Below are 23,714 nucleotides of genomic sequence, written 5' to 3' on the forward strand. Positions count from 1 at the left end.
GGACAATATGATGATTGGCCTGAGACTGGATGGCTACGAGCCTGACCTTCACCATGATGCGGCTGTGGCCTTTTGCATTCGCGCTCGCGAAGATGAACTTTTCAGTCCGCTGCATCACCATCGAAAAGGGCAACTGATCCTGGCGCTGCATGGCGCTATTACCTGCGAAGTAGAAAGCGCCATGTGGATGGTGCCGCCACAGTATGCGGTATGGGTTCCCGGCGAAATTCCCCACAGTAACCACGTCACGGCGGGGGCGGAATTATGTTTTCTGTTTATTGAGCCGGATGCGGTCGTGATGCCGGATCGCTGCTGTACGCTAAAAATAACGCCATTGTGCCGGGAGCTGATTCTGGCGCTTGCCGCGAGAACGGATATTCAGCGTACCGAGCCAATGACGCAGCGCCTGACACAGGTCTTGTTTGATGAGCTTCCGCAGCAACCACAGGAGCAGATGCAGCTTCCGGTTTCCGGGCATCCCAAAATACGTCAAATGGTGGAGACGATGGCGCGTGAACCAGCCCGCTGGCAAACGCTGGGGCAGTGGGCGAGCCTGTTCGCCATGAGCGAACGCAATCTTGCCCGACTGGTGGTAAAGGAAACCGGCCTGAGCTTTCGTCGCTGGCGTCACCAGTTGCAGCTTATTCTGGCGTTGCAGGCGCTGATTGACGGACACAGCGTGCAGCACGTCGCTCAAACGCTGGGTTATGATTCAACGACCGCGTTTATCACCATGTTTAAAAAGGGGCTGGGGCAAACGCCAGGCCGTTATCTGGCCGGGCTTACTGCTTCCCAATAATCAGCGACACCAGGCCTGCGGCAATGAGCGGGCCGACCGGCACGCCCCGGAACAGCGCAACGCCCAGTACCGTCCCCACCAGTAAACCCGCGACCAGCTGCGGCTGGCTTCCCATCAGCGTAACGCCGCGCCCGCCCAGCCAGGAGACGAAGACGCCAATGGCGATGGCAACCAGTGATTTCCAGTTGACGAAGGAGTGAATGAGCGTAGAGGGAGGCAGCGAACCGCTGGCGATCGGCGCCATGACGCCGATAGTCAGGATAATGATCCCGACGGTAAGCCCCTGTTTCTCAATCCACGGGAAAAACGTATTGAGTGGGGTAACGCGGACAATGATCAACACCAGAATTGAAACGGCGACAGTGGTGTTATGGCTGATAAAGCCCAGCGCTGCCAGTCCAAGCAGGATCAGCAGAGTGACATCAAACATCGTGGTTTCCTTGCCAGAGAAAGATAAGCCTGCTTACTGTACGCGCAAATACGTGAGTGAACAGGCTTTTTTATCAATAACGGCACATTTTCAGGCGAATGCCTGAGGAGAATTTTCCGGGCAGGCCAGGCTTGCTGTCATTAAATTGCCATTAATTCGATTTATCAATAACAGGTGAGCCGTTTTCTCTGTCGCAACGGGGTGAAACCATGAACGATCATATGCTGATTGAAACGCTGATCATTACCTCATCATTTTTCGCTATTGCCGCGGTGATTGTGATTTCCGTACTGGTGCTGGAAAGACGTTTCTGAGCCGTTATTGCGCTCGGCGAAAGTTGACCAGTTCCGGCTGCGCAATGCGCAGGTAATCGTCGGTATTCATAATGACCGATTTTTCCAGCACGCCGGCGTTAAACGCGATTTCGTTGAAGCGCTCGAACAACAGCGGATCGGCCACCAGCTTCAGGTTAGGGTGGAAGCTAAAAGGGGGAATTGCGCCAAAGACGCAGCCGGTCAGCGCATCCACCTCGGCAGGGCTGGCAAGCGAAGCTCTTAGTCCGCCGAGATGGTTTGCGAGTTGGGCGAGATCGGCCTGCTGGTCAGCGGAAAGGATCGCCAGGACATGTTGATTGACGCCATTGCCTTTCACTTTACACACCAGCGCTTTTGCCCCCTGGCCTAGTGCGGTGCCGCGAATTTCCGAAACCGCTTCGCACTTACCGACCGCCTCGTGGCTGAGTACACGATAAGTGGCGCCTTCCTGCGATAAAAGGGTAATCAAACGCTGGTGAGCCGTGATCCCCTTAGCGACTTCATTCATCATTCACTCCCAATATTGCGATGAAGTTTCAACGGCAAAAGGGTATCACAAACGTGCATGATTTTGTTGTTTGTTGAGATAGAGTTGCTCATCAGAGGCCTTGTATGCGTCCTGGATCGTATCCTCAGGTTGCATATGATAAAGTCCAGCGGAAAAACTAATCACCTTATCTGGCGCGATGATTCGCAACTTATTGGCAATACGCTCAGGTAAAGTTGTTGCCGGTACAACTGAATCGATAAGAATTACACAAAATTCATCACCTCCCAGTCTTATTGCGTAATCTGTTTTACGCACCGATGCTTCAATGGCTTTTGCCAGCAATGTAATTGTGCGATCGCCTTCCTGATGCCCCTGCGTGTCGTTAATGACTTTCAACCTATCCAGATCGATGGCGATAAACGTCACGGAGGTGCCTGTGTTGACCAGTCGCTGCAAACGCTGTTCAAGCTGCGGTGTCAGGATTTTACGGTTATAGAGGCCGGTCATCGCATCGCTGATATTTTCACGATTGACATTATGGTAAAGGCGAAAATGCATTCTGACCATGTTCAGTAACGTAGCGGTAACGAGCAGGTAAAAGGCGAACAGTTTCCATGATGAGACAATAAAATACAGGATGTCGAGAGATAATGTGACACGGATTCCGCCTGGCAGGTCGTGAACATAATTAACATAATTAAAGAGGTTATTTTCGCTCTGATGGACAATGATTTTTTTCTCTGAATTCAGGTCGAACAGAGTCGCGTCCAGATAGCGCCAGACCAGTGGACGATCCTGAGTGTAAAAAATATTCTTCAGGTTATCCTGGTTAATATCCACCATTACTATGCCTTTTAACTTTCCATGTAGATAAACGGGAGTTAAAAAACTCATCACATTTTTTTCCGTAAGATCGTCCTGATAAATGCTTGAGAGCACTGTTCGCCCTGTGAATTGACCATCAATATCGTTACGGTTGATTCCCAGCGTTCCTTTTCGCAGAAAAGACCAGTGGTGCATAAAAAATTGTCTGGAGTCAATCAGGTTATAAAAATAGACGTAGCGTTTTTTAATATCCAGATAGTAGTGGAATTTATCTTCTACAGTGCCCAGCCCTTTACCATAATCCTTCTGGTTACGATTCGCCGCCACCGCCTGATCAAAAGCGAACAACAGAGGAGCGTCGTCAGCTACGATCGCGCAGTTTGCCTCGGCGGTTTGCAGTGTTCCATGTAGCGATGGGTTATTATGAGTGGTGAGATTGATGCCGTGGGTATTGCTGTCTGTTTCAAATCCGCGGCATAACGCATATTGTTGTTCATCGGATGGTGGTGTTTTGGGCTCCGTGAACGTGCGCATTAAATGAGCTGCAATGCTCTGATTCTGGTACTTGTCATACAAAAATGAAGAGTCTGCCTTTTCGATGATATAGCCCATATAGGCATTCATCGCCCTGTCACTGGCGATCAGTTCATAAGCCAGAAAAGAGGACGTCAGTACAATGACGCTTGCGGAGATAAAGAGCCTGAGCGCTTTATGATGCAATTTCATGATGAATAACAGTTTTCAAAGGGCGACGCTTCAGTTTATCACAGTGGCGATGTTCTCTCTAACAGCGGCTTCGTCCTCTTTTGTGTTATGAAATAAAAATCATTCTCATACTTCCCCTTTTTCTCTTAATGTTGTATTTATAATGCAACTTATCAGGAAGGAGGTGCGCGATGAGTGCGAATGAAAAAGCGGGCCATACATTTTTAGCAAGCCTGGGCAAAACCCGTCTGCGTCCGGGCGGCATTGAGGCGACGGAGTGGCTGTTCAGCCAGTCCCAGCTGACGCCGGGCAGCCAGGTGCTGGAAGTGGCATGCAATATGGCGACGACCGCCATTGAGTTGGTGCAACGTTTTGGTTGTTCGGTCTACGCTATCGATATGGATAAAAACGCGCTGGCAAACGCGCGGAACAATGTCGCGGCGCACGGGCTGGAAAATCACATCCATGTCATGGCTGCCAATGCCAACAGCTTACCCTTTGCCGATAACAGTTTTGATGTCGTGATTAACGAGGCCATGCTCACCATGTATGCCGACAAAGCGAAAGCAAAGCTGATCGGTGAATATTATCGGGTTCTGAAGCCGGGTGGCCGTCTCTTAACGCACGATATTATGCTGACCAGCCAGAAGCTGGCGGAAGGTGAGCAGAACCAGCTTCAGCATGTGGTGAAATCGAATGTAAGCCCGATGACCAAACAAGGCTGGCGCGATCTGTTGCTGGATTCCGGGTTTGAGCAGGTTTTACAGCAGAACGGTGAAATGTCGCTGATGTCTCCGCGAGGGTTGATTCGCGATGAAGGGCTGAAAGGGGCGCTTAAAATTGTTTATAACGGGCTGTGCATCCGTGACAATCGCAGCCGTTTTATCAAGATGTTTCGCTTCTTTAAATCACAGCGCCATCAGTTGAATTACATTGCCTGCTGTTCGGTTAAGGGGAAATAAAGAAAAGCCAGAACAGGGTTCTGGCTTTTTACTGACATGACGGACTGATTTCTAGTCTTTACTTGTCGTACTTTGTTTCTGGAACAGTTCACGGAAGACCGGATAGATATCATCCTGGTCGCGGATATGCTGCATCGCAAAGTTATCAAAAGTCGATTGCAGATGCTCATATTCGCGCCATAAGGTCTGGTGGGCGCGGCGGGTGATTTCGATATAGCTGTAATAGCGCACCACCGGCAGCAGTTTTTTCGCCAGAATCTCATGACACAGCGGAGAGTCATCTGCCCAGTTATCGCCATCCGAAGCCTGCGCCGCGTAGATATTCCACTGCGCCGGGTCGTAGCGATCTTTCACTACCTCATCCATCAATTTCAGGGCGCTGGAGACGATAGTGCCCCCGGTTTCCTGGGAGTAGAAGAACTCATGCTCATCCACCTCTTTTGCCTGCGTATGGTGGCGGATATAGACCACTTCAACGTTCTTATAGGTTCGGCTGAGGAACAGGTAGAGCAGGATATAAAAACGTTTGGCCATATCTTTGGTGGCCTGATCCATCGAGCCGGATACGTCCATCAGGCAGAACATCACGGCCTGGCTGGAAGGGTCAGGGCGCTTTTCATAATTTTTGTAGCGTAAATCAAAGGTGTCGATAAAGGGGACACGGTCGATTTTTGCCCGCAGTTCGGCAATCTCTTTACGTAGCCGCTCCTCTTCCAGCAACTGCGCGGGTTCGCTTTTGGTGATGATGTCCAGGTCGTCCTCAAGCGCGCGCAGCTCCCGACGTTTACCCGCAGTCATCGCCGTGCGGCGCGCCAGAGAGTTTTGCAGGGAACGCACCACGCTGATGTTGGCCGGAACGCCGTTGGAGGTAAAACCCGCGCGGTGGGTTTTATACTCAGTAAGCTGCCGTTGCTGATTTTTTTTCAGGTTAGGCAGCGCTAAATCTTCAAAGAGCAGATCCAGATACTCATCTTTGGAAATCTGAAAGACGAATTCATCCTGACCCTCACCATCCTGACTGGCCTGGCCTTGCCCACTCCCGGAACCACCGCCGCCACCTTGTGGACGCTCAATGCGATCGTTCTGTACGAAATGATCGTTGCCGGGGTGTACGCGATGGCGCAAGCCGCCCCGTCCCTGATGAAACATCGGTTCGCTGATGTCATCTGTCGGGATTGAGACGGACTCGCCGCTCTCTACATCGGTCACCGAACGTTTATTAATGGCCTCGGAGATCGACTGTTTAATTTGCGCTTTATAACGGCGTAAGAAGCGCTGGCGGTTCACCATGCTCTTGTTTTTACCGTTAAGACGCCGGTCAATAAACCAGGTCATAAGCCCCCCGTACTGCATTTGCCAACTTACGCTTCATCCTTCAAGTTGTCTCTGCGTTGGCTGTATTCGCTCACCCCAGTCACGTACTTATGTACGCTCCTGGGGATTCACTCATTTGCCGCCTTGATACCTCTTGAATGATTTCGCGTACAAAAGAATTGTTGGCCCGGTAAACGGATAAAATTTTCCGGGCCATTTATGCTGTTAAGACGATTTACGTACGCGCAGATACCATTCGCACAGCAGGCGAACCTGCTTACGGGTATAACCTTTCTCCATCATGCGGTCGACAAAATCGTCGTGTTTTTTCTGCTCGTCGGTTGAGGTTTTCGCGTTAAACGAAATCACCGGCAGCAGCTCCTCGGTATTCGAGAACATTTTCTTCTCAATAACCGTGCGCAGTTTTTCGTAACTGGTCCAGTTTGGATTGCGACCGCTGTTATTCGCTCTGGCACGCAGAACGAAGTTGACGATCTCGTTACGGAAATCTTTCGGGTTGCTGATGCCCGCCGGTTTTTCGATTTTCTCCAGTTCAGCGTTCAGTGACTCGCGGTCAAAGAGCTGGCCGGTATCCGGGTCGCGGTATTCCTGATCCTGAATCCAGAAATCCGCATAGGTGACATAACGATCAAAAATGTTCTGTCCGTACTCGGAATAGGATTCCAGATAGGCTGTCTGGATCTCTTTGCCAATAAACTCGGCGTATTTCGGGATCAGATAACCTTTCAGGAACTCCAGATAGCGTTCAGCCAGCTCCTGCGGGAACTGTTCGCGCTCGATCTGCTGCTCCAGTACGTAGAACAGATGCACCGGGTTGGCGGCCACTTCGGCATGGTCAAAGTTAAACACGCGGGAGAGGATCTTAAACGCGAAACGCGTGGACAGACCGTTCATCCCTTCATCGACGCCGGCGTAGTCCCGGTATTCCTGATAGGACTTCGCTTTCGGGTCGGTATCTTTCAGGCTTTCGCCATCATAGACGCGCATTTTCGAGTAGATGCTCGAGTTTTCCGGCTCTTTCAGACGAGAAAGAATCGAGAAGCGCGACAGGGTTTCCAGCGTACCCGGCGCGCATGGCGCATGAGTCAGCTCACTGTGATTCAGCAGCTTCTCGTAGATTTTGATCTCTTCGGAAATGCGTAAGCAATACGGTACCTTCACGATGTAAACACGGTCGAGGAAGGCTTCGTTATTTTTGTTGTTGCGGAAAGTCACCCATTCGGATTCGTTCGAGTGGGCAAGAATAATACCGTTAAACGGCAGGGCGGAGATACCTTCCGTCCCGTTGTAGTTACCTTCCTGAGTGGCGGTCAGCAGAGGATGCAGCACTTTAATCGGTGCTTTAAACATCTCGACGAACTCCATGATCCCCTGGTTAGCGCGGCACAACGCGCCGGAATAGCCATAGGCATCCGGGTCGTTTTGCGCGTGGTGTTCGAGTTTACGAATATCCACCTTGCCGACCAGCGCGGAAATATCCTGGTTGTTTTCATCGCCGGGTTCTGTTTTGGCGATAGCAATCTGTTCCAGAATGGACGGCCAGACTTTGATGACGCGGAATTTGGTAATATCCCCGCCGAACTCATGCAGACGTTTTGCGGCCCACGGCGACATAATGGTGCCGAGATAGCGGCGCGGAATGCCGTACTCTTTTTCCAGAATCTGCGCGTCCTCCTGCGGATTAAACAGGCATAACGGGTGATCGTTTACCGGACTACGCTCACCGTTGGCGCTCAGAACATAAATAGGCACATGCTGCATCAAAGATTTCAGTCGCTCGGCCAGCGACGATTTACCGCCCCCTACAGGCCCCAACAGATACAGGATCTGTTTCTTCTCTTCCAGCCCCTGAGCCGCGTGTTTCAGATAAGAGACAATCTGTTCAATCGCGTCTTCCATGCCGTAAAACTCTTCGAATGCGGGATAGCGAGCGATGACCCGGTTCGAAAAGAGTCGAGAAAGTCGAGGTTCCTGGGCAGTATCGACCATGACAGGCTCACCAATAGCCATCAGTAGCCGCTCTGCCGCGTTGGCATAAGCACTGCGATCTTGCCGACAAGTGGTAAGAAACTCCTGCAGTGTGAACTCTTCGTCCTTGGCAGCTTCATAGCGCTGGCGATAGTGATCGAATATATTCATGGTATGCCGTCCTTTCGTTTTTTAGCACATGGTAAGAGCCGTTCATATGAATAGTAGAGGCTCCCGGAAGAGGTAACTGAACGACGTCTCTACTGATTAAACAGCAACTCTCATGCCACAACGCTGAGCAAGAGATCAACGTGCCCGGTGATACACCTTCTTAAAATTAAGCGTAGATGGCATTTGCAAAACTTGCCTGTGCGCATAAATGAATTTCAATGGCATATCAATAACTCATCCGCTAAAAGTGCATGGTTATGTAAAGAAAAGAGATGAAAGTCATCCCGCGTTCATCCGACTGCAAGCAAACTGTCATCCACTATTGAGAAATTAACCGGTTACAGAGAGTGAAACGAATAAGTAAAATAGTTGGGTTGAAACGTATTGGCAGTTACACTTTTGGCGCTAAACATTTGAATAAGGAATATGGATTGTGACCAAACTCAAACTTCTGGCATTTGGCGTGCTTATCGCCACATCAGCTGGCGTAGCGCAAGCTGAAAACGACTTGACGCTGGGCGCTGGCGTTGGTGTGGTTGAACATCCTTACAAAGATTACGATGCTGATGTGTATCCGGTGCCGGTTATCAACTATGAAAGTGATAACTTCTGGTTCCGGGGCCTGGGCGGCGGATACTACCTGTGGAACGACAAAGCGGATAAATTGTCGATTACCGCGTACTGGTCTCCGCTGTACTTTAAGCCGGGTGACAGCGACGATCGCCGACTGCGCGAACTCGACAAGCGTAAGAGCACCATGATGGCGGGCCTGTCTTACATCCACAATACCGAATACGGTTTCCTGCGCACCACGCTGGCGGGCGATACGCTGGATAACAGCAACGGCATCGTGTGGGATCTGGCCTGGTTGTACCGCTATACCAATGGCGCGCTGACGCTGACGCCGGGTATTGGCGTGCAGTGGAACAGCGAAAACCAGAACGAATACTACTATGGCGTTTCGCGCAAAGAGTCCTCGCGCAGCGGCCTGCGTAGCTACGATCCAGAAAGCGGCTGGAACCCGTACCTGGAAATCAGCGCTAACTACAACTTCCTCGGGGACTGGAGCGTTTACGGTACAGCGCGTTATACCCGTTTGTCGGATGAAGTGACCGACAGCCCGATGGTTGATAAATCCTGGACCGGCCTGATCTCAACCGGGATCACCTATAAGTTCTGATTGTGCACTTTTACAGTGCAATTCGTGCATCAAAACAGGGCGCTTGCGCTCTGTTTTGCTTTACGGTGGTGCATTGATGGGGAGGATGCGATGACAGGACGTGGTACATGGGTGAGAATGCCAGCGCAGAGATGTACGCAGACAGCGGCGCCGACAGGTTGCAGGCCGGATAAGATGCGTCAGCATCGTTATCCGGCATCAGTCAACCCTTAACGTTTTGCGACGCGAATTGTTTGCACCAGGCGAGACGGTTTTTCTTCGCTGGCTTTTTGCGGCGCGGTGGCGTAAGCCGTTTCCACACAGACAAAGGTTTTGTAGCCATCATCCGGCATGTCGCCCATGCTGGCGGCGAGTGCCGGGCCAGGGTTCCATCCCACAACGTTAATGTTGTGATGGTGGATGACGTCAATGTTGCGGTTCAGCGCATCATCATGGATAACGCTACAGGCTTCCGGGTTCAGGTAAACGCGGTCAGTACGATCCGGGAACGTCTGGACGCCGTCTGCCAGCACATCTTCTTTGGCGTCGTTCACTTTATCAATGAAACGGTCGCCAAGGCCGCTGACCTTAACTGCGGCGATATCGCCGACGTTAAAGTAGGTGTGCAGGGCAGACGTGGTTTCGAATTCGCCGTGGGCTTCCAGTTCGATCTCACAGGTTTTACCCACTTTGAAGCGCGCAAGCAGGGTGAAATCGTGCGGCCAGTACTGGCGAGTCGCCTCACTGCTCTGTAGCTCAAATGTCAGTACCGCGCCGTTGTCGTCTTCGTTGTGGGCTTTCAGCGCCCACGGCAGGTTACGGGCAAAGCCGTGAGACGGCAGACCCTGCTGCGCAGAGGGGCCAAACCACGGCCAGCAGATCGGTACGCCGCCACGCAGTGCAACGCCTGTTTTAAACGGCGTGTTGTTGCTCAGCCACAGCACTTCTTCGGCGCCTGCTGGTTTCCAGGAGAGCAAATGTGCGCCCTGGAGTGCAAAAGACGCCTTAACTTGCGGGTGATCGACGACGATCACGTCAAGCTCGTCGAGCTGGCGGCGGGAGAGGACAGGGGTAATTTGTTCGATGACCGGGAGAGCGAAAATTGTGTTAATCATGATGCAATCCTTGGAGTTGAAAACTCTTAGCCATAAAAAAAGGCGACCGAAGGTCGCCTTTTGGGATCAATTTCTCATCTCAACTTATTTGGAGATGTGAGCAATCAGATCCAGAACTTTGTTGGAGTAGCCGGTTTCGTTGTCGTACCAGGAGACCAGTTTCACGAAGTTGTCGTTCAGCGCGATACCTGCTTTAGCATCGAACACGGAAGTGCACACTTCGCCGTTGAAATCGGTAGATACTACGTCGTCTTCGGTGTAACCCAGAACGCCTTTCATCGGGCCTTCGGAAGCAGCTTTGATCGCTTTCTTAATGTCTTCGTAAGAAGCCGCTTTTTCCAGACGAACGGTCAGGTCAACAACGGATACGTTCGGAGTCGGAACGCGGAACGCCATACCAGTCAGTTTGCCGTTCAGTTCCGGCAGCACTTTACCTACCGCTTTAGCAGCACCGGTAGAGGACGGGATGATGTTCTGAGCCGCGCCACGGCCGCCGCGCCAGTCTTTGTGAGACGGACCGTCAACGGTTTTCTGAGTAGCGGTGGTCGCGTGAACGGTGGTCATCAGACCTTCGATGATGCCGAAGTTGTCGTTGATAACTTTAGCCAGCGGCGCCAGGCAGTTAGTGGTGCAGGATGCGTTGGAAACGATGTCCTGGCCTTCGTATTTGTCAAAGTTAGCGCCTTTAACAAACATCGGAGTGTTGTCTTTGGACGGACCTGTCAGAACCACTTTTTTCGCGCCAGCAGTGATGTGCTTACGTGCGGTTTCGTCAGTCAGGAAGATACCGGTAGCTTCAGCAACTACGTCAACACCAACTTCGTCCCATTTCAGGTTAGCCGGATCACGTTCAGCGGTAACACGGATTTTTTTACCGTTAACGATCAGATGACCGTCTTTCACTTCAACGGTGCCATCGAAACGACCGTGAGTGGAGTCATATTTCAGCATGTAAGCCATGTATTCAGCGTCTAACAGATCGTTGATTGCAACAATCTCAATGTCAGAACGTTTCTGAGCAGCACGGAAAACAATGCGACCGATACGGCCAAAACCGTTGATACCTACTTTGATAGTCATATATTCCACCAGCTATTTGTTAGTGAATAAAAGGTTGCCTGTAAAATTACAAAAACCTTACGCAGCGTCAAGCGGAATCGTGTCAATCATTGCGACAAATCAATCCTCTGTACAAGCTTTGCACGGCTGACTCGCCTCACTCTTCCTTTCGGCTTGAAACCACATGGGGGCGGCGCCCCGAATTTTAAAGGGCAACTGAGATAAAAACGTGATTCCGATCACGATTCATAAGCTGCCATTTCGCAAGGATCAAGTTTAGAACAAAAGTTCACACTGGGGTGTTAATGTTTTGTTAGAATCGGTCACGCAATGTGAGTATGGCTAAAGCGAGATGTGAGCAAATGGCTAATCAACCCTCTGCGGAAGATCTGAAAAAAAAGTTGTCCGAAATGCAATTCTACGTGACGCAGAATCACGGTACAGAACCGCCATTTACCGGGCGTTTGCTGCATAATAAGCGTGATGGCGTCTACCACTGTCTGGTCTGCGACGCGCCGCTGTTTCATTCCCAAACCAAGTATGATTCCGGCTGCGGCTGGCCGAGCTTTTACGAGCCGGTCAGTGAAGAATCTATCCGTTACATTAAGGACTTTTCCCACGGGATGCAGCGTATAGAAATTCGCTGCGGCAACTGTGATGCGCACCTGGGACATGTCTTTTCGGATGGCCCACAGCCGACGGGTGAGCGTTATTGCGTCAATTCGGCCTCATTAAGCTTCACCGATGATGAAAACGGCGAACAAACTAAGGGCTGAAAAAACGATTCAGCAAATTATTCCACAGGAGCGGACTTATCATGAATCTTGATGAGATGATCGACAGCATGACACCGGAAGTTTATCAGCGCTTATCTACCGCCGTTGAGCTGGGAAAATGGCCGGACGGCGTTGCGCTGACGCCGGAGCAAAAAGAGAACAGCATGCAACTGGTGATGCTCTGGCAGGCGCGGCACAATACCGACGCGCAGCATATGACCATTGATACCAACGGTCAGATGGTGATGAAAAGTAAGCAGCAGTTGAAAGAGGATTTTGGCATTGCGCCAAAATCGATTGCGACGCTGAAACTGTAATGTAGCGCTTTTTTATTGGTAGCCTGATGGCGCTTCGGCCTACTGGTCATCGCTTTGTAGGCCTGATAAGCGAAGCGCCATCAGGCAGTAAGAACACCTAACCCTGCGTTTCTTCCCAGTCAGCCAGCGTATACAGCGTGGCGCCAGCGGCCGCCATCTCCATAAAGGCGTGCGCGCTGTCCTGCGGTTGAATATTCACACCACGGCAGCCGTCGGTAATCACATTCACCGTATAACCCAGTTGCAGCGCATCCAGCACGGTAAACTTCACGCAGTAATCGGTCGCCAGCCCCATCACGATCAGCGTCTGTACGCCGTTCTCACGAAGCCAGGCGTCCAGGGCGGTTTTCTGGCGGCGTCCGTTATCAAAAAAGGCGCTGTAGCTGTCCACCTGCGGATTCTCGCCTTTATGGAAAACCGCATCGATGGCGTTCTGCCTGAGCAGGGGATGCAAGGCCGCGCCGTCGCTATTTTGTACGCAGTGATCGGGCCAGAAAGTTTGCGCTAAACCGTCCAGTTGTCCCTGGCTGTAGGGCTGCGCCTGATGCTGGCTGGCGAAACTGCCGTGTCCGGCAGGATGCCAGTCCTGGCTGGCGATCACCGCGTCGCCGCGCGCTTTACACCAGGCGATAAGACGGTTTGCTACGTCCACTGTGCTGTCACCTTCAGGGACGGCCAGTGCGCCGCCGGCACAAAAATCATTCTGCAAATCAACCAGTAGTAAGGCCCGGGTCGTCATGAAAAGTTCCTTATTCGTCTGGCGTCAGTTCACCGCGTAGATTTTGCGTCATCGCGGTACGAATGGTCTGTGTATCCAGATTCTGGCTTAACAAGTAGTGCAGCTTAGTCAGCGTTGCTTCAACGGTCATATCCGCGCCGCCGATCACGCCCGCATGCGCCAGCGCGTTGCCGGTGGCATACCCACCCATATTCACCTTGCCGGACATGCATTGCGTCAGGTTAACCACCACGATACCGCGTGAACTCGCATCTTCCAGTTCTTTGAGGAACTCTTTGTTCTGCGGCGCGTTACCGACGCCGTAAGAACGCAGGATCAGCGCTTTTACCGGCTGGCGCAGGAAGTTACGCACCACTTCGGCAGAAATTCCCGGATAAATGGTGACGACGCCAATAGGCTGCGGCGTGATTGGGTGAACAATCAGCTCGCCTTCGCCGTGCGGTGCGGGTGGCGTACTTAAGCGACGGATATGAATTCCGGCTTCCAGCAGCGGCTGAAGGTTGGGGGAGGCGAACGCGTCAAAGCCATCGGCATGCGCTTTTGTCGTGCGGTTGCCGCGAAACAGCCGATTATTGAAAAAGAGGGTGACCTCATTGATGGGGTAATTCGCGGCGACATACAGGGCATTCAGCAGATTAATCTGCCCATCGGAGCGCAGTTCCGCCAACGGAATTTGTGACCCTGTCACAATTACCGGCTTACCCAGATTCTCCAGCATGAAGGAGAGCGCCGAGGCGGTAAACGCCATCGTGTCAGTGCCGTGGAGGATGACAAAGCCGTCATAGTCGTTGTAACGCGCTTTGATGTCTTCTGCGATATGCTGCCAGTCTTCCGGCGTCATATCGGATGAGTCCATCAGCGGGGCATATTCATGAATGGTGAAGTCCGGCATTTCCGGGCGGTGAAATTCGGGCATCAGCGCCAGCTGGCGCTGGAGATGGCCTGATACTGGAATGTAACCCTGTTCCGAGCGCTGCATACCAATCGTACCGCCGGTATAGGCAACGTAAATCGATTTCTTCTGCATGGCAATGTTCTTACGAAGTGAAGTCTCTTATATTGCCGAAGGCGGTTGCGCCTTATCCGGCCTACAAATTACGCGAAACTCGTAGGCCGGATAAGACGCGATAGCATCGCCATCCGGCAATGGCAATTTAGCGCACGTTCGCGCAGGTCAGGCAGAACGCATAACGGTTTTGCGGATCGTTAAAGGCAGCCAGTTTATCACTCTCTGCTTTTACCGCGCTGGCGGCTGTCGCCAGCGGCGCCGGGAGCATCGCCTGAATGGCTTCCGGCAGCATTGCGCGCACGGAGCCGGACATGCTGTCCATGATTCTGTCGAAGAATGTCGGTTCATCCTGATAATACTCAAGATGCCATTGCTTCAGTTTAGCCAGCTCTGCGGCTTTGGCGATGGCGTCGTCGAAGTCACCCAGGCTGTCTACCAGACCATTCGCTTTTGCATCCTGACCGGTCCAGACATGCCCCTGCGCGATTTTATCAATCTGCGCCGGGGTGCTCTTACGCGCATCGGCAACCAGCGTGATAAAGCGTTTGTAGCCATTCTCAATGCTGAGCTGCATCATCTGCTGCACTTCAGGCGGCAGCGATTTGGTGACAGAAACGTCCGCCAGCGGCGAGGTGGCGACGCCATCGGTATGCACGCCGATCGAATCCAGGCTGTTCTCAACGGTGTTGATAACGCCAAAGATGCCGATTGAACCTGTCAGGGTGCTCGGGTTCGCCACAATGTAGCTTGCCGGGGTGGAGATCCAGTAACCGCCGGATGCCGCCATTCCGCCCATCGACACCACAACCGGCTTGCCTGCGGCTTTCGCAGCGGCCAGTTCGGCGCGAATGACTTCAGAGGCGCTGACGCTGCCGCCGGGGCTGTTTACGCGCAGCACAATCGCTTTCACTTTCGGGTCCAGGCGCGCATCGCGGATTTGCGACGCCGTCGTGTCGCCGCCGACGTTGCCCGGTGTTTCTTCACCGTCCATAATCGCGCCATTGGCGAACACAACGCCAATACCGTCGCCGGTATCGGCAGGCGTTTTCAGCGAATAATCGTAATAGCTGATGGCCCGATAGTTGTTTTCTGCTTTGCTCCAGCCAAACTGTTTGGTCAGCGCTTTTTCCACTTCGGCGTTAGACGCCAGCGCATCCACCAGTTTGTTGTCGAGCGCGTATTTCGCGGTATCGCCATCCACTTTGCTCAGCCCGTCGAGCATAGCCTGCGCGCCAGGGAAGACCTGCTGCGCGGGGATCTGACGGTTCGCCGCAACGGTGTTCAGGTAGTTTTGCCACAGCTCGCCAATCCAGCGGCTGTCCGCTTCGCGCGCGGCAGGCGACATATCATCGCGGATAAACGGTTCCACTGCGGATTTATAAGTGCCGACGCGGAAGACGTGCGTGGAGACTTTCAGCTTATCCAGCAAGGATTTGTAATACAGGCCGTTGGTTGCGAAGCCGTGCAGATCGACCGTACCCTGCGGAGAAAGCCAGATTTTATTGGCGAAGCTCGCCAGGTAATATTGCCCCTGACTGTAGCTGTCGCCTACGGCAAAGACCGGCTTGCCGCTATCGCGAAATTCGCGCAGCGCTTTCCCGATGTACTGCATGGAAGGCTGATCGGCGCCCGCGAAGTTTTTCAGATCCATCACGATGCCGGTGATATTGCGATCGTCTTTCGCCTGACGAATGGTGTTGACGATATCAAACAGTGAGTTTTCTTGCAGGCGGTCAGAGCTGGCGCCAAACAGCTGTCGGCCAATGACGCCCAGGCGGTTGGTGCTGGATGGTTTATCGACGATCACGCCGGAAATATCCAACAGCAGCGCGCCGCGTGCAGTTTGTTGGCTGGTGTTGCCATCGCTAAGCTGCATCCAGATACCGACGCCCACCAGAACCAGAAAGATGAAGAACAGGTTGAGCACCAGTTCCCGGACGAAATTCAGCAGTCGCCATGTCCACTTAAAAAATCCGGCAATAAATCGCCACAGGGTTCGCATGTATTCTCCCTACCAGATTAACATTCCGCTATCTCCGTCATACTCAGAGAGAAAGCGTATAAGATGTGGGTATCGTAATGACCAGGCAGGCACTTGTCAGCAGGAATCACTGCCTGTGCTGTAACTAAATCCCCTCTCGTGTTAATTTTGTGAATAAATATCATTGCTGGAGTTAACCAAATGGACGCACTCGAATTACTTGTAAACCGTCGTAGCGCCTCTCGTCTGGCCGAACCCGCGCCTGCGGGTGAACAGTTACAAAATATTCTGCGCGCGGGCATGCGCGTACCCGATCACAAATCCCTGCAACCCTGGCGTTTTTTTGTGATTGAAGGTGAGGGGCGTGAGCGCTTCAGCGCTGTTCTGGAGCAGGGCGCCATTGCGGCGGAAGGCGATGAGAAAGCGATAGAGAAAGCGCGCACCGCGCCATTTCGCGCGCCGCTGATCATCACGGTGGTGGCGAAATGCGAGGAGAACCACAAAGTGCCGCTGTGGGAGCAGGAGATGTCAGCAGGATGTGCGGTTATGGCGATGCAGATGGCGGCGATTGCGCAAGGCTTCAACGGCATCTGGCGCAGCGGCGCGTTAACCGAAAGCCCGGTGGTTCGCGAGGCGTTCGGCTGTCGCGCACAGGATAAAATTGTGGGCTTCCTCTATCTGGGCACGCCGCAGCTGAAAGCGTCAACGACCATCAGCGTGCCGGACCCGACGCCTTTCGTGACGTATTTCTAAGCGTCATGGCCCCGGCAGGCGGCTTTTTCGATGAGCGCCTGCCGATTATTCGGCAAAACTGTCTGGATTATGAGCAAAGACGCCGGAATTCAGACACTCTCTCTTACCACGTCATGGAATGAGCGCTACCATAGCCCGATTGCAATGACAGGAGATGTCCATGAGCGAGCACGCTATTCGTTTAACGCAATACAGCCACGGAGCCGGTTGCGGTTGTAAAATTTCCCCTAAAGTGTTGGAAACCATCCTGCACAGCGAGCAGGCGAAGTTTGTCGACCCGAACCTGCTTGTGGGCAATGAAACCCGCGATGACGCGGCGGTATACGACCTGGGTAATGGCACCAGTATCATCAGCACCACCGACTTCTTTATGCCGATTGTCGATAATCCGTTTGATTTTGGCCGTATTGCGGCGACCAACGCCATCAGCGATATCTTCGCGATGGGCGGCAAACCGATTATGGCGATCGCCATTCTGGGCTGGCCCATCAACAAACTGTCGCCGGAAATTGCCCGGGAAGTCACCGAAGGCGGGCGTTTTGCCTGTCGTCAGGCGGGTATTGCGCTGGCGGGCGGGCACTCTATCGACGCGCCTGAGCCCATCTTCGGTCTGGCTGTCACCGGCGTGGTGCCGACCGAGCGCGTGAAGAAAAACAGCACCGCGCAGGCCGGATGCAAACTGTTCCTCACCAAGCCGCTGGGCATTGGCGTGTTGACCACCGCCGAGAAAAAATCACTGCTCAAGCCGGAACATCAGGGGCTGGCGACAGAAGTGATGTGCCGGATGAACATTGCGGGGGCGTCGTTTGCCCATATCGACGGCGTGAAAGCAATGACCGACGTGACCGGTTTTGGTCTGCTGGGGCACCTCAGCGAAATGTGCCAGGGCGCAGGCGTGCAGGCGCGGATCTGCTATCAGGACATTCCAAAACTGCCGGGCGTCGAAGAGTACATTAAACTTGGCGCAGTGCCGGGGGGGACGGAGCGTAATTTCGCCAGCTACGGTCATCTGATGGGCGACATGCCGCGCGAGGTGCGTGATCTGCTGTGCGATCCGCAAACGTCTGGCGGCCTGCTGCTGGCGGTGACGCCGGAAGCGGTAGAGGAAGTGAAAGTCACCGCGGCGGAGTTTGGTATTGAACTGACGGCGATTGGTGAACTGGTTGACGCCCGTGGCGGTCGCGCCATGGTAGAGATCCGTTAATTCGATGCGGTTGTTTATTGCCGAAAAGCCGAGTCTGGGCCGCGCCATTGCGGATGTGCTGCCAAAGCCGCACCGCAAAGGCGACGGCTTTATCGAATGCGGGAATGGACAGGTGGTGACCTGGTGCATCGGCCATCTGCTTGAACAGGCGCAGCCGGACGCGTATGACGGTCGTTATGCGCGCTGGAATCTGGCCGATCTGCCGATTGTGCCGGAAAAGTGGCAGCTCCAGCCGCGTCCTTCCGTGACGAAGCAGCTCAATGTCATTAAGCGCTTTTTACATGACGCAAGCGAAGTGATTCACGCGGGAGACCCGGATCGCGAAGGGCAACTGCTGGTGGACGAGGTGCTGGATTATCTGCAACTGTCCCCGGAAAAACGCCAGCAGGTGCAGCGTTGCCTGATCAACGATCTTAACCCGCAGGCGGTGGAGCGTGCGATTTTCCGGCTGCGCGCCAACAGCGAATTTGTGCCGCTGTGCGTCTCCGCGCTGGCGCGTGCGCGCGCCGACTGGCTGTATGGCATTAACATGACCCGCGCGTATACCCTTCTCGGGCGCAACGCGGGCTACCAGGGCGTGCTCTCGGTAGGGCGTGTTCAGACACCGGTTCTCGGGCTGGTGGTTCGCCGCGATGAAGAGATCGAGAACTTCGTCGCCAAAGATTTCTTTGAAGTGAAAGCACATATCGTCACGCCAGCTGAGGAGCGGTTTACCGCCATCTGGCAACCCAGTGAAGCGTGCGAACCGTATCAGGATGAAGAGGGGCGTTTGCTGCATCGTCCGCTGGCGGAGCATGTGGTGAATCGTATTAACGGTCAGCCCGCGATCGTCACCAGCTATAACGATAAACGGGAATCAGAATCTGCCCCGCTGCCGTTTTCGCTGTCGGCGTTGCAGATTGAAGCGGCGAAACGCTTTGGCCTGAGCGCGCAGAACGTGCTTGATATCTGCCAGAAGTTGTACGAAACCCACAAATTAATTACCTATCCGCGTTCCGACTGCCGCTATCTGCCGGAAGAACATTTTGCCGGACGCCATGCGGTGATGAACGCCATTGGCGCGCATGCTGCGGATTTGTTGCCGCAGCCGGTGGTTGACCCGGACACGCGAAACCGCTGCTGGGATGATAAAAAAGTTGACGCTCACCACGCGATCATCCCGACTGCGCGCAGTTCATCAATTTCCCTCAGCGACAATGAAGCGAAGGTGTACAACCTGATCGCACGCCAGTACCTGATGCAATTCTGCCCGGACGCGGTATTTCGCAAATGCGTCATTGAACTGGAGATTGCGAAGGGGAAATTCGTCGCCAAAGCGCGTTTTCTGGCGGAGGCCGGATGGCGAACGCTGTTGGGCAATAAAGAGCGTGACGAAGAGAACGACGGTACGCCGTTACCGGTGGTGGCGAAAGACGACGAACTGCTGTGCGAAAAGGGCGAGGTCGTTGAGCGTCAGACCCAGCCGCCACGCCATTTTACCGATGCTACGCTGCTGTCCGCCATGACCGGGATTGCCCGTTTCGTGCAGGATAAAGATCTGAAAAAGATCCTGCGAGCGACCGACGGGCTGGGAACCGAAGCGACGCGCGCGGGCATTATCGAACTGCTGTTCAGGCGCGGATTCCTGACCAAGAAAGGGCGTTACATTCATTCAACGGATGCCGGGAAAGCCCTGATTCACTCGTTACCGGAGATGGCTGCCCGACCGGATATGACGGCGCACTGGGAGTCTGTCCTGACGCAAATCAGTGAAAAGCAGTGCCGCTATCAGGATTTTATGCAGCCGCTGGTCGGCACGCTGTTTCAGTTGATCGATCAGGCTAAACGCACGCCGGTACGTCAATTCCGGGGCATTGTTGCGCCAGGCGGTGGCGGCGAGAAGAAAAAGAGCGCGCCTCGTAAGCGAGCGGCGAAAAAAAGCCCGCCGTCAGAAGAGGCGAGCGTATAACGCACAGGCCGGATAAGGCATTTGCGCTGTCATCCGGTAATGCCTGATGGCGCTGCGCTTATCAGGCCTACATGCCACGGAAAATTAAATCACGCCCTGGCCCAGCATCGCGTCGGCCACTTTGACGAAGCCTGCGATATTCGCCCCGCGAACATAGTTGGTATGTTTGTTTTCGCCGCCGTATTCCACGCAGGCATGATGAATATCCAGCATGATGTGGTGCAGACGCGCATCCACTTTCTCGGCTTTCCAGCTCATTCGCGCGGCGTTCTGCGCCATCTCCAGACCGGAGGTCGCCACGCCGCCTGCGTTGGCCGCTTTACCCGGCGCGAACAGCACGCCAGCTTCGAGGAACAGATCGGTGGCTTCAATGGTGGTTGGCATATTGGCGCCTTCCGCCACCGCTTTCACGCCGTTGGCGATCAGCACGCGCGCGGCGTCCACGTCGAGTTCGTTCTGCGTTGCGCACGGCAGGGCGATATCAACCGGCACTGACCACGGCTGTTTGCCTTCCATATAGGGCAGGCCAAACTCGCGGGCGTAGTCCGCCACGCGCCCGTCACGGCTGGCTTTGATTTCGCACAGGCGCGCCAGTTTTTCTTCGGTGAAGCCGCTCTCATCCACGACGGTGCCGCTGGAGTCCGAAGCCGTCACCACACGAGCGCCGAACGCCATTGCTTTCTCGATAGCGTACTGCGCCACGTTGCCGGAACCGGACACCGCCACACGCATACCCTCAAAACCCAGACCGTGGCGTTTGAGCATCGCTTCGGTAAAGTACACCAGGCCATAACCGGTGGCTTCCGGGCGAATCAGGCTACCGCCAAACGAGAGGCCTTTCCCGGTGAACACGCAGGCGCTGTTGTTGGAGAGCTTACGCATCATACCGGCCATAAAGCCCACTTCACGTCCGCCCACGCCGATATCGCCAGCAGGTACGTCAGTGTCTGGCCCTAAATGGCGATAGAGCTCCGTCATCAGCGCCTGACAGAAACGCATCACTTCGCCTTCGCTCTTGCCTTTAGGATCGAAATCGCTGCCGCCTTTACCGCCGCCCATCGGCAGCGTGGTCAGCGCATTTTTAAACGTCTGCTCAAAGCCGAGGAATTTCAGTATTGAGAGGTTAACGGAAGGATGAAAACGCATCCCGCCCTTATACGGGCCGATGGCGGAATTAAACTGTACGCGCCAGGCACGGTTAACCTGCACCTGGTTACGATCGTCCACCCACACCACGCGGAACTGGATCACGCGTTCTGGCTCAACCAAACGTTCCAGCAATGACATCTGACGATAACGAGGATTTTGCTCAAGGAAAGGCCACAACGTGGTCATTACTTCACGAACGGCCTGCGCGAACTCGGTCTGATTGGGGTCACGCTGTTGAACATGGTTTAGAAACGACTCCAGAGAACATGTCTGATCCATAGATATAAGAACCTCTTATGTATTGATATGGTTATATTTATAATGTTGAGTTTCGTGTTTATGCAGTTTTTGACTATACCACCAGCAGTGTGACGGTAAGCAAGAAAAAAAAATGGCGTGCCAGGGAAATTAATAACGGCGCGCGCGTCATAATAAAAAGCGATGGATGGAGTGGCTAAAGTTTCAGTCGCTTACGACCGTTATACTGAAGGTAGGCTTCATAACAAGGAAACGCTATGCATCGTTTATTTATCGCGGCAGCAGCGGCGATGGTCTCTTTTGCCGCGCTGGCGAATCAGCATTATCGCCCGGATGTGGAGGTTAACGTCCCGCCCGAAGTGTTCAGCTCCAGCGGGCAGCGTGCGCAGCCCTGCAATCAGTGCTGCGTCTACCAGGATCAAAACTATTCGGAAGGGGCGGTGATTAAAGCCGAAGGCGTGCTGCTGCAATGCCAGCGCGACGAAAAAACGCTCAGTACGAATCCGTTGGTCTGGCGTCGCGTAAAGCCATAAACGCCTCTAACAGCGGAATGTCCGCAGGCGCAAGCGGGTAACGCAGCGCCTCTTTTGGCGAACACCAGATCATGTTCTGGTGATAATGCGCGGTGACGGCGCCGGTAAACGCCGGGACGTGCCAGGCGTGCAGATGGATCAGCCGGCCAGAGACTTCGCGCTGATGGCTGGCGATATAGCGCCCGACAACCGCCTCAATACCCAACTCTTCACGCAGTTCGCGAATCAACGCCTGAGGCTGTGTCTCACTGGACTCCACTTTGCCTCCGGCAAACTCCCACATACCCGGCTGATCGGCGTGTTCCGGGCGTTGAGCCAGCAATATTTTGTCGTCACGCTCAATGATTGCGGCGACGACATCAATGGTTTTCATCATATTCATCAAGGTTCAACAACGGAAAGTGACATACTATCCTTATCTTTGCGTGACCTAAAGTCTTCAGGAGCAAGCGTTGAACGATCCACAACCCTGGGTTAGCCCATTGACCCATATCCCTTCCAGTCTGAAACCTCTCGTCGCTACGCAGAAAAAACATTACGGCGACGTTCTGCACCCCACGCGCTGGTGGGGGCGAATGCCGTTTCTGTTCTGGCTGGTGGCGCTGTTTGTCGGGTTTCTGGAACGTAAGCGCGCGCGGTTAACGCCGGTGATGCGCGCGTTGTTGATGACGCGCGTTTCGCAGGTGTGCCATTGCGCCTTCTGTGTGGATGCCAACAGTTTACGTCTGGCCGAACGGTGTGGGGCGCTGGATAAAGTACAGGCCGTTGCCGGGTGGCAATCGTCCACGCTATTCAGCGAGGAGGAGCGTGTCGCACTGGCTTATGCCGAGGCCGTGACCGCCACGCCGCCGCAGGTTGATGAGGCGCTCAAGGCGATGATGAAACGCTATTTTACTGACGACGCGATTACCGAAATGACGGCGCTGATCGCCTTTCAGAACCTGTCGGCGCGTTTTAATGCCGCGCTGGATATTCCTTCGCAAGGGCTGTGTGACGCATTGAAAGGGGCGCCACATGTTTGATAGGCATCTGCACCCACGGGTTAAACCGCTCCTGCACCGCTGTGCCGCGTATCTCGATAAACCGGCGATCACCCCGGACGGCCTGACGCTGTTCGGATTTGCCATTGGCGTGCTGGCGCTGCCGTTTCTGGCGTTGGGCTGGTATCTGGCCGCGCTGGCGGCCATTGTGCTGAATCGCCTGTTCGACGGGCTGGATGGCGCGCTGGCGCGGCGCAGAGGGTTAACCGATGCGGGGGGATTTCTTGATATCACCCTCGACTTTCTGTTTTACGCGCTGGTTCCGTTTGGCTTTATCCTGGCCGTACCGGAACAAAACGCGCTGGCAGGGGGCTGGCTGCTGTTTGCGTTTATCGGTACGGGCAGCAGTTTTCTGGCGTTTGCGGCGCTGGCGGCGAAGCATCAGATTGATAATCCGGGCTATGCGCACAAATCGTTTTACTATCTGGGCGGGTTGACCGAAGGCACCGAGACGATATTGCTTTTTGTTCTGAGCTGCCTGTTTCCGCGCTATTTTCCCGTTCTGGCGTGGGTATTTGGCGCGTTATGCTGGATGACCACCCTGACAAGGGTCTGGAGTGGATACCTGACGCTGAAGGTTATCCGGCCTGGAAAAAGAACCTCCCTGTAGGCCTGATAAGCGTAGCGCTATCAGGCATCAGTATGGCACGACGCTTTCCCGTAGGCCTGATAAGC

The 23,714-nt window shown here is 53.8% G+C and carries 23 protein-coding genes and 1 pseudogene; 12 read left to right on the forward strand and 12 right to left on the reverse strand.

What is annotated here, in order from left to right; translation table 11 throughout:
- Positions 1-10 precede the first annotated feature (10 nt).
- Positions 11-800, forward strand: a pseudogene (locus tag OGX75_RS10130) (AraC family transcriptional regulator); the annotation flags it as partial.
- Here the strand turns inward: OGX75_RS10130 and OGX75_RS10135 are convergent.
- Complete coding sequence (locus OGX75_RS10135) at positions 783-1,229, reverse strand: DUF441 domain-containing protein (RefSeq protein WP_012132677.1); 447 nt, start codon at positions 1,227-1,229, stop codon at positions 783-785. The pseudogene OGX75_RS10130 and the gene OGX75_RS10135 overlap by 18 nt on opposite strands.
- Before the next feature lie 209 nt (positions 1,230-1,438).
- Here OGX75_RS10135 and yoaI point away from each other — a divergent pair, with 209 nt between their 5' ends.
- Positions 1,439-1,543, forward strand: coding sequence for a small membrane protein YoaI (yoaI, locus tag OGX75_RS10140; RefSeq protein WP_096753847.1), 105 nt, complete (start codon positions 1,439-1,441; stop codon positions 1,541-1,543).
- Between the two features lie 4 nt (positions 1,544-1,547).
- Here the strand turns inward: yoaI and OGX75_RS10145 are convergent, their stop codons facing one another.
- Together OGX75_RS10145 and dgcJ are read right to left on the reverse strand one after the other, a co-directional pair.
- Positions 1,548-2,051 (reverse strand): YbaK/prolyl-tRNA synthetase associated domain-containing protein, encoded by a 504-nt coding sequence (locus OGX75_RS10145; RefSeq protein ID WP_012132676.1) that lies wholly within the window; start codon positions 2,049-2,051, stop codon positions 1,548-1,550.
- Between the two features lie 45 nt (positions 2,052-2,096).
- Positions 2,097-3,584: a diguanylate cyclase DgcJ gene (dgcJ, locus tag OGX75_RS10150; RefSeq protein ID WP_058669019.1), complete on the reverse strand. Its 1,488-nt coding sequence runs from the start codon at positions 3,582-3,584 to the stop codon at positions 2,097-2,099.
- 170 nt (positions 3,585-3,754) lie between these two features.
- On the opposite strand from dgcJ, the gene OGX75_RS10155 reads away from it, so the two are divergent.
- The gene (locus tag OGX75_RS10155) at positions 3,755-4,525 is read left to right on the forward strand and encodes a class I SAM-dependent methyltransferase (protein WP_049008788.1); all 771 of its coding nucleotides are present in this window, start codon (positions 3,755-3,757) and stop codon (positions 4,523-4,525) included.
- Between the two features lie 51 nt (positions 4,526-4,576).
- On the opposite strand, the gene OGX75_RS10160 is transcribed toward OGX75_RS10155, so the two are convergent.
- Both OGX75_RS10160 and yeaG read right to left on the reverse strand, forming a co-directional pair.
- The gene (locus OGX75_RS10160) at positions 4,577-5,860 is read right to left on the reverse strand and encodes a YeaH/YhbH family protein (RefSeq protein WP_058669020.1); all 1,284 of its coding nucleotides are present in this window, start codon (positions 5,858-5,860) and stop codon (positions 4,577-4,579) included.
- Between the two features lie 204 nt (positions 5,861-6,064).
- Positions 6,065-7,999 (reverse strand): protein kinase YeaG, encoded by a 1,935-nt coding sequence (gene yeaG / locus OGX75_RS10165; protein ID WP_012132672.1) that lies wholly within the window; start codon positions 7,997-7,999, stop codon positions 6,065-6,067.
- 433 nt (positions 8,000-8,432) lie between these two features.
- Here yeaG and OGX75_RS10170 point away from each other — a divergent pair, with 433 nt between their 5' ends.
- Positions 8,433-9,179, forward strand: coding sequence for a MipA/OmpV family protein (locus OGX75_RS10170; RefSeq protein WP_012132670.1), 747 nt, complete (start codon positions 8,433-8,435; stop codon positions 9,177-9,179).
- A gap of 209 nt (positions 9,180-9,388) precedes the next feature.
- On the opposite strand, the gene OGX75_RS10175 is transcribed toward OGX75_RS10170, so the two are convergent.
- Together OGX75_RS10175 and gapA are read right to left on the reverse strand one after the other, a co-directional pair.
- Positions 9,389-10,273, reverse strand: coding sequence for a D-hexose-6-phosphate mutarotase (locus tag OGX75_RS10175; RefSeq protein ID WP_047457434.1), 885 nt, complete (start codon positions 10,271-10,273; stop codon positions 9,389-9,391).
- A gap of 84 nt (positions 10,274-10,357) precedes the next feature.
- Complete coding sequence (gene gapA, locus OGX75_RS10180; protein WP_012132666.1) at positions 10,358-11,353, reverse strand: glyceraldehyde-3-phosphate dehydrogenase; 996 nt, start codon at positions 11,351-11,353, stop codon at positions 10,358-10,360.
- A 341-nt stretch (positions 11,354-11,694) separates the two neighbouring features.
- On the opposite strand from gapA, the gene msrB reads away from it, so the two are divergent.
- The gene (gene msrB, locus OGX75_RS10185; protein ID WP_047457431.1) at positions 11,695-12,108 is read left to right on the forward strand and encodes a peptide-methionine (R)-S-oxide reductase MsrB; all 414 of its coding nucleotides are present in this window, start codon (positions 11,695-11,697) and stop codon (positions 12,106-12,108) included.
- A 41-nt stretch (positions 12,109-12,149) separates the two neighbouring features.
- Complete coding sequence (locus OGX75_RS10190) at positions 12,150-12,425, forward strand: YeaC family protein (protein ID WP_012132664.1); 276 nt, start codon at positions 12,150-12,152, stop codon at positions 12,423-12,425.
- Positions 12,426-12,522: 97 nt separating this feature from the next.
- Here the strand turns inward: OGX75_RS10190 and pncA are convergent, their stop codons facing one another.
- The 3 genes from pncA to sppA all read right to left on the reverse strand — a co-directional run bounded on the left by pncA (position 12,523) and on the right by sppA (position 16,175).
- Entirely contained in the window at positions 12,523-13,164 is a 642-nt protein-coding gene (gene pncA / locus OGX75_RS10195) for a bifunctional nicotinamidase/pyrazinamidase (RefSeq protein ID WP_115626625.1), read from the reverse strand.
- Positions 13,165-13,174: 10 nt separating this feature from the next.
- Positions 13,175-14,191, reverse strand: a complete 1,017-nt coding sequence (ansA, locus tag OGX75_RS10200; RefSeq protein ID WP_058669022.1) for an asparaginase — start codon at positions 14,189-14,191, stop codon at positions 13,175-13,177.
- Between the two features lie 127 nt (positions 14,192-14,318).
- Entirely contained in the window at positions 14,319-16,175 is a 1,857-nt protein-coding gene (gene sppA / locus OGX75_RS10205; protein WP_012132659.1) for a signal peptide peptidase SppA, read from the reverse strand.
- A gap of 180 nt (positions 16,176-16,355) precedes the next feature.
- On the opposite strand from sppA, the gene OGX75_RS10210 reads away from it, so the two are divergent.
- From OGX75_RS10210 to topB, 3 genes are all read left to right on the forward strand, one after another.
- Positions 16,356-16,907: an NAD(P)H nitroreductase gene (locus OGX75_RS10210; protein WP_012132658.1), complete on the forward strand. Its 552-nt coding sequence runs from the start codon at positions 16,356-16,358 to the stop codon at positions 16,905-16,907.
- Positions 16,908-17,067: 160 nt separating this feature from the next.
- Positions 17,068-18,111 carry a selenide, water dikinase SelD gene (gene selD, locus OGX75_RS10215; protein ID WP_024130393.1) on the forward strand — a complete coding sequence of 348 codons (1,044 nt, stop codon included), beginning with the start codon at positions 17,068-17,070 and terminating at the stop codon, positions 18,109-18,111.
- Between the two features lie 4 nt (positions 18,112-18,115).
- A complete protein-coding gene (topB, locus tag OGX75_RS10220; protein WP_286451589.1) occupies positions 18,116-20,059 on the forward strand; it encodes a DNA topoisomerase III in 1,944 nt (647 codons plus the stop codon).
- A gap of 84 nt (positions 20,060-20,143) precedes the next feature.
- Here topB and gdhA read toward each other — a convergent pair whose 3' ends face one another.
- The gene (gene gdhA / locus OGX75_RS10225) at positions 20,144-21,487 is read right to left on the reverse strand and encodes an NADP-specific glutamate dehydrogenase (protein WP_130028428.1); all 1,344 of its coding nucleotides are present in this window, start codon (positions 21,485-21,487) and stop codon (positions 20,144-20,146) included.
- A 269-nt stretch (positions 21,488-21,756) separates the two neighbouring features.
- On the opposite strand from gdhA, the gene OGX75_RS10230 reads away from it, so the two are divergent.
- Positions 21,757-21,999 (forward strand): YnjH family protein, encoded by a 243-nt coding sequence (locus tag OGX75_RS10230; protein WP_172773950.1) that lies wholly within the window; start codon positions 21,757-21,759, stop codon positions 21,997-21,999.
- Here OGX75_RS10230 and OGX75_RS10235 read toward each other — a convergent pair.
- A complete protein-coding gene (locus OGX75_RS10235) occupies positions 21,959-22,372 on the reverse strand; it encodes a pyrimidine (deoxy)nucleoside triphosphate diphosphatase (protein ID WP_111925695.1) in 414 nt (137 codons plus the stop codon). The genes OGX75_RS10230 and OGX75_RS10235 overlap by 41 nt on opposite strands.
- A 79-nt stretch (positions 22,373-22,451) precedes the next feature.
- Between OGX75_RS10235 and OGX75_RS10240 the strand changes: the two genes are divergently transcribed.
- Positions 22,452-23,021, forward strand: a complete 570-nt coding sequence (locus OGX75_RS10240) for a carboxymuconolactone decarboxylase family protein (protein WP_024130391.1) — start codon at positions 22,452-22,454, stop codon at positions 23,019-23,021.
- Positions 23,014-23,649: a CDP-alcohol phosphatidyltransferase family protein gene (locus tag OGX75_RS10245; protein WP_286451588.1), complete on the forward strand. Its 636-nt coding sequence runs from the start codon at positions 23,014-23,016 to the stop codon at positions 23,647-23,649. Before OGX75_RS10240 ends, OGX75_RS10245 begins: the two co-directional genes overlap by 8 nt.
- Positions 23,650-23,714: the final 65 nt, after the last annotated feature.

This window comes from Citrobacter sp. CK199, assembly GCF_030333285.1.
Classification (GTDB): Bacteria; Pseudomonadota; Gammaproteobacteria; order Enterobacterales; family Enterobacteriaceae; genus Citrobacter_B; species Citrobacter_B koseri.

Coding starts and splice junctions, on each gene's coding strand:
- OGX75_RS10135 (WP_012132677.1), bottom strand. CDS start 1,229: ATGTTTGATGTCACTCTGCTGATCCTGCTTGGACTGGCAGCGCTGGGC.
- yoaI (WP_096753847.1), top strand. CDS start 1,439: ATGAACGATCATATGCTGATTGAAACGCTGATCATTACCTCATCATTT.
- OGX75_RS10145 (WP_012132676.1), bottom strand. CDS start 2,051: ATGAATGAAGTCGCTAAGGGGATCACGGCTCACCAGCGTTTGATTACC.
- dgcJ (WP_058669019.1), bottom strand. CDS start 3,584: ATGAAATTGCATCATAAAGCGCTCAGGCTCTTTATCTCCGCAAGCGTC.
- OGX75_RS10155 (WP_049008788.1), top strand. CDS start 3,755: ATGAGTGCGAATGAAAAAGCGGGCCATACATTTTTAGCAAGCCTGGGC.
- OGX75_RS10160 (WP_058669020.1), bottom strand. CDS start 5,860: ATGACCTGGTTTATTGACCGGCGTCTTAACGGTAAAAACAAGAGCATG.
- yeaG (WP_012132672.1), bottom strand. CDS start 7,999: ATGAATATATTCGATCACTATCGCCAGCGCTATGAAGCTGCCAAGGAC.
- OGX75_RS10175 (WP_047457434.1), bottom strand. CDS start 10,273: ATGATTAACACAATTTTCGCTCTCCCGGTCATCGAACAAATTACCCCT.
- gapA (WP_012132666.1), bottom strand. CDS start 11,353: ATGACTATCAAAGTAGGTATCAACGGTTTTGGCCGTATCGGTCGCATT.
- msrB (WP_047457431.1), top strand. CDS start 11,695: ATGGCTAATCAACCCTCTGCGGAAGATCTGAAAAAAAAGTTGTCCGAA.
- OGX75_RS10190 (WP_012132664.1), top strand. CDS start 12,150: ATGAATCTTGATGAGATGATCGACAGCATGACACCGGAAGTTTATCAG.
- pncA (WP_115626625.1), bottom strand. CDS start 13,164: ATGACGACCCGGGCCTTACTACTGGTTGATTTGCAGAATGATTTTTGT.
- ansA (WP_058669022.1), bottom strand. CDS start 14,191: ATGCAGAAGAAATCGATTTACGTTGCCTATACCGGCGGTACGATTGGT.
- sppA (WP_012132659.1), bottom strand. CDS start 16,175: ATGCGAACCCTGTGGCGATTTATTGCCGGATTTTTTAAGTGGACATGG.
- OGX75_RS10210 (WP_012132658.1), top strand. CDS start 16,356: ATGGACGCACTCGAATTACTTGTAAACCGTCGTAGCGCCTCTCGTCTG.
- selD (WP_024130393.1), top strand. CDS start 17,068: ATGAGCGAGCACGCTATTCGTTTAACGCAATACAGCCACGGAGCCGGT.
- topB (WP_286451589.1), top strand. CDS start 18,116: ATGCGGTTGTTTATTGCCGAAAAGCCGAGTCTGGGCCGCGCCATTGCG.
- gdhA (WP_130028428.1), bottom strand. CDS start 21,487: ATGGATCAGACATGTTCTCTGGAGTCGTTTCTAAACCATGTTCAACAG.
- OGX75_RS10230 (WP_172773950.1), top strand. CDS start 21,757: ATGGTCTCTTTTGCCGCGCTGGCGAATCAGCATTATCGCCCGGATGTG.
- OGX75_RS10235 (WP_111925695.1), bottom strand. CDS start 22,372: ATGAAAACCATTGATGTCGTCGCCGCAATCATTGAGCGTGACGACAAA.
- OGX75_RS10245 (WP_286451588.1), top strand. CDS start 23,014: ATGTTTGATAGGCATCTGCACCCACGGGTTAAACCGCTCCTGCACCGC.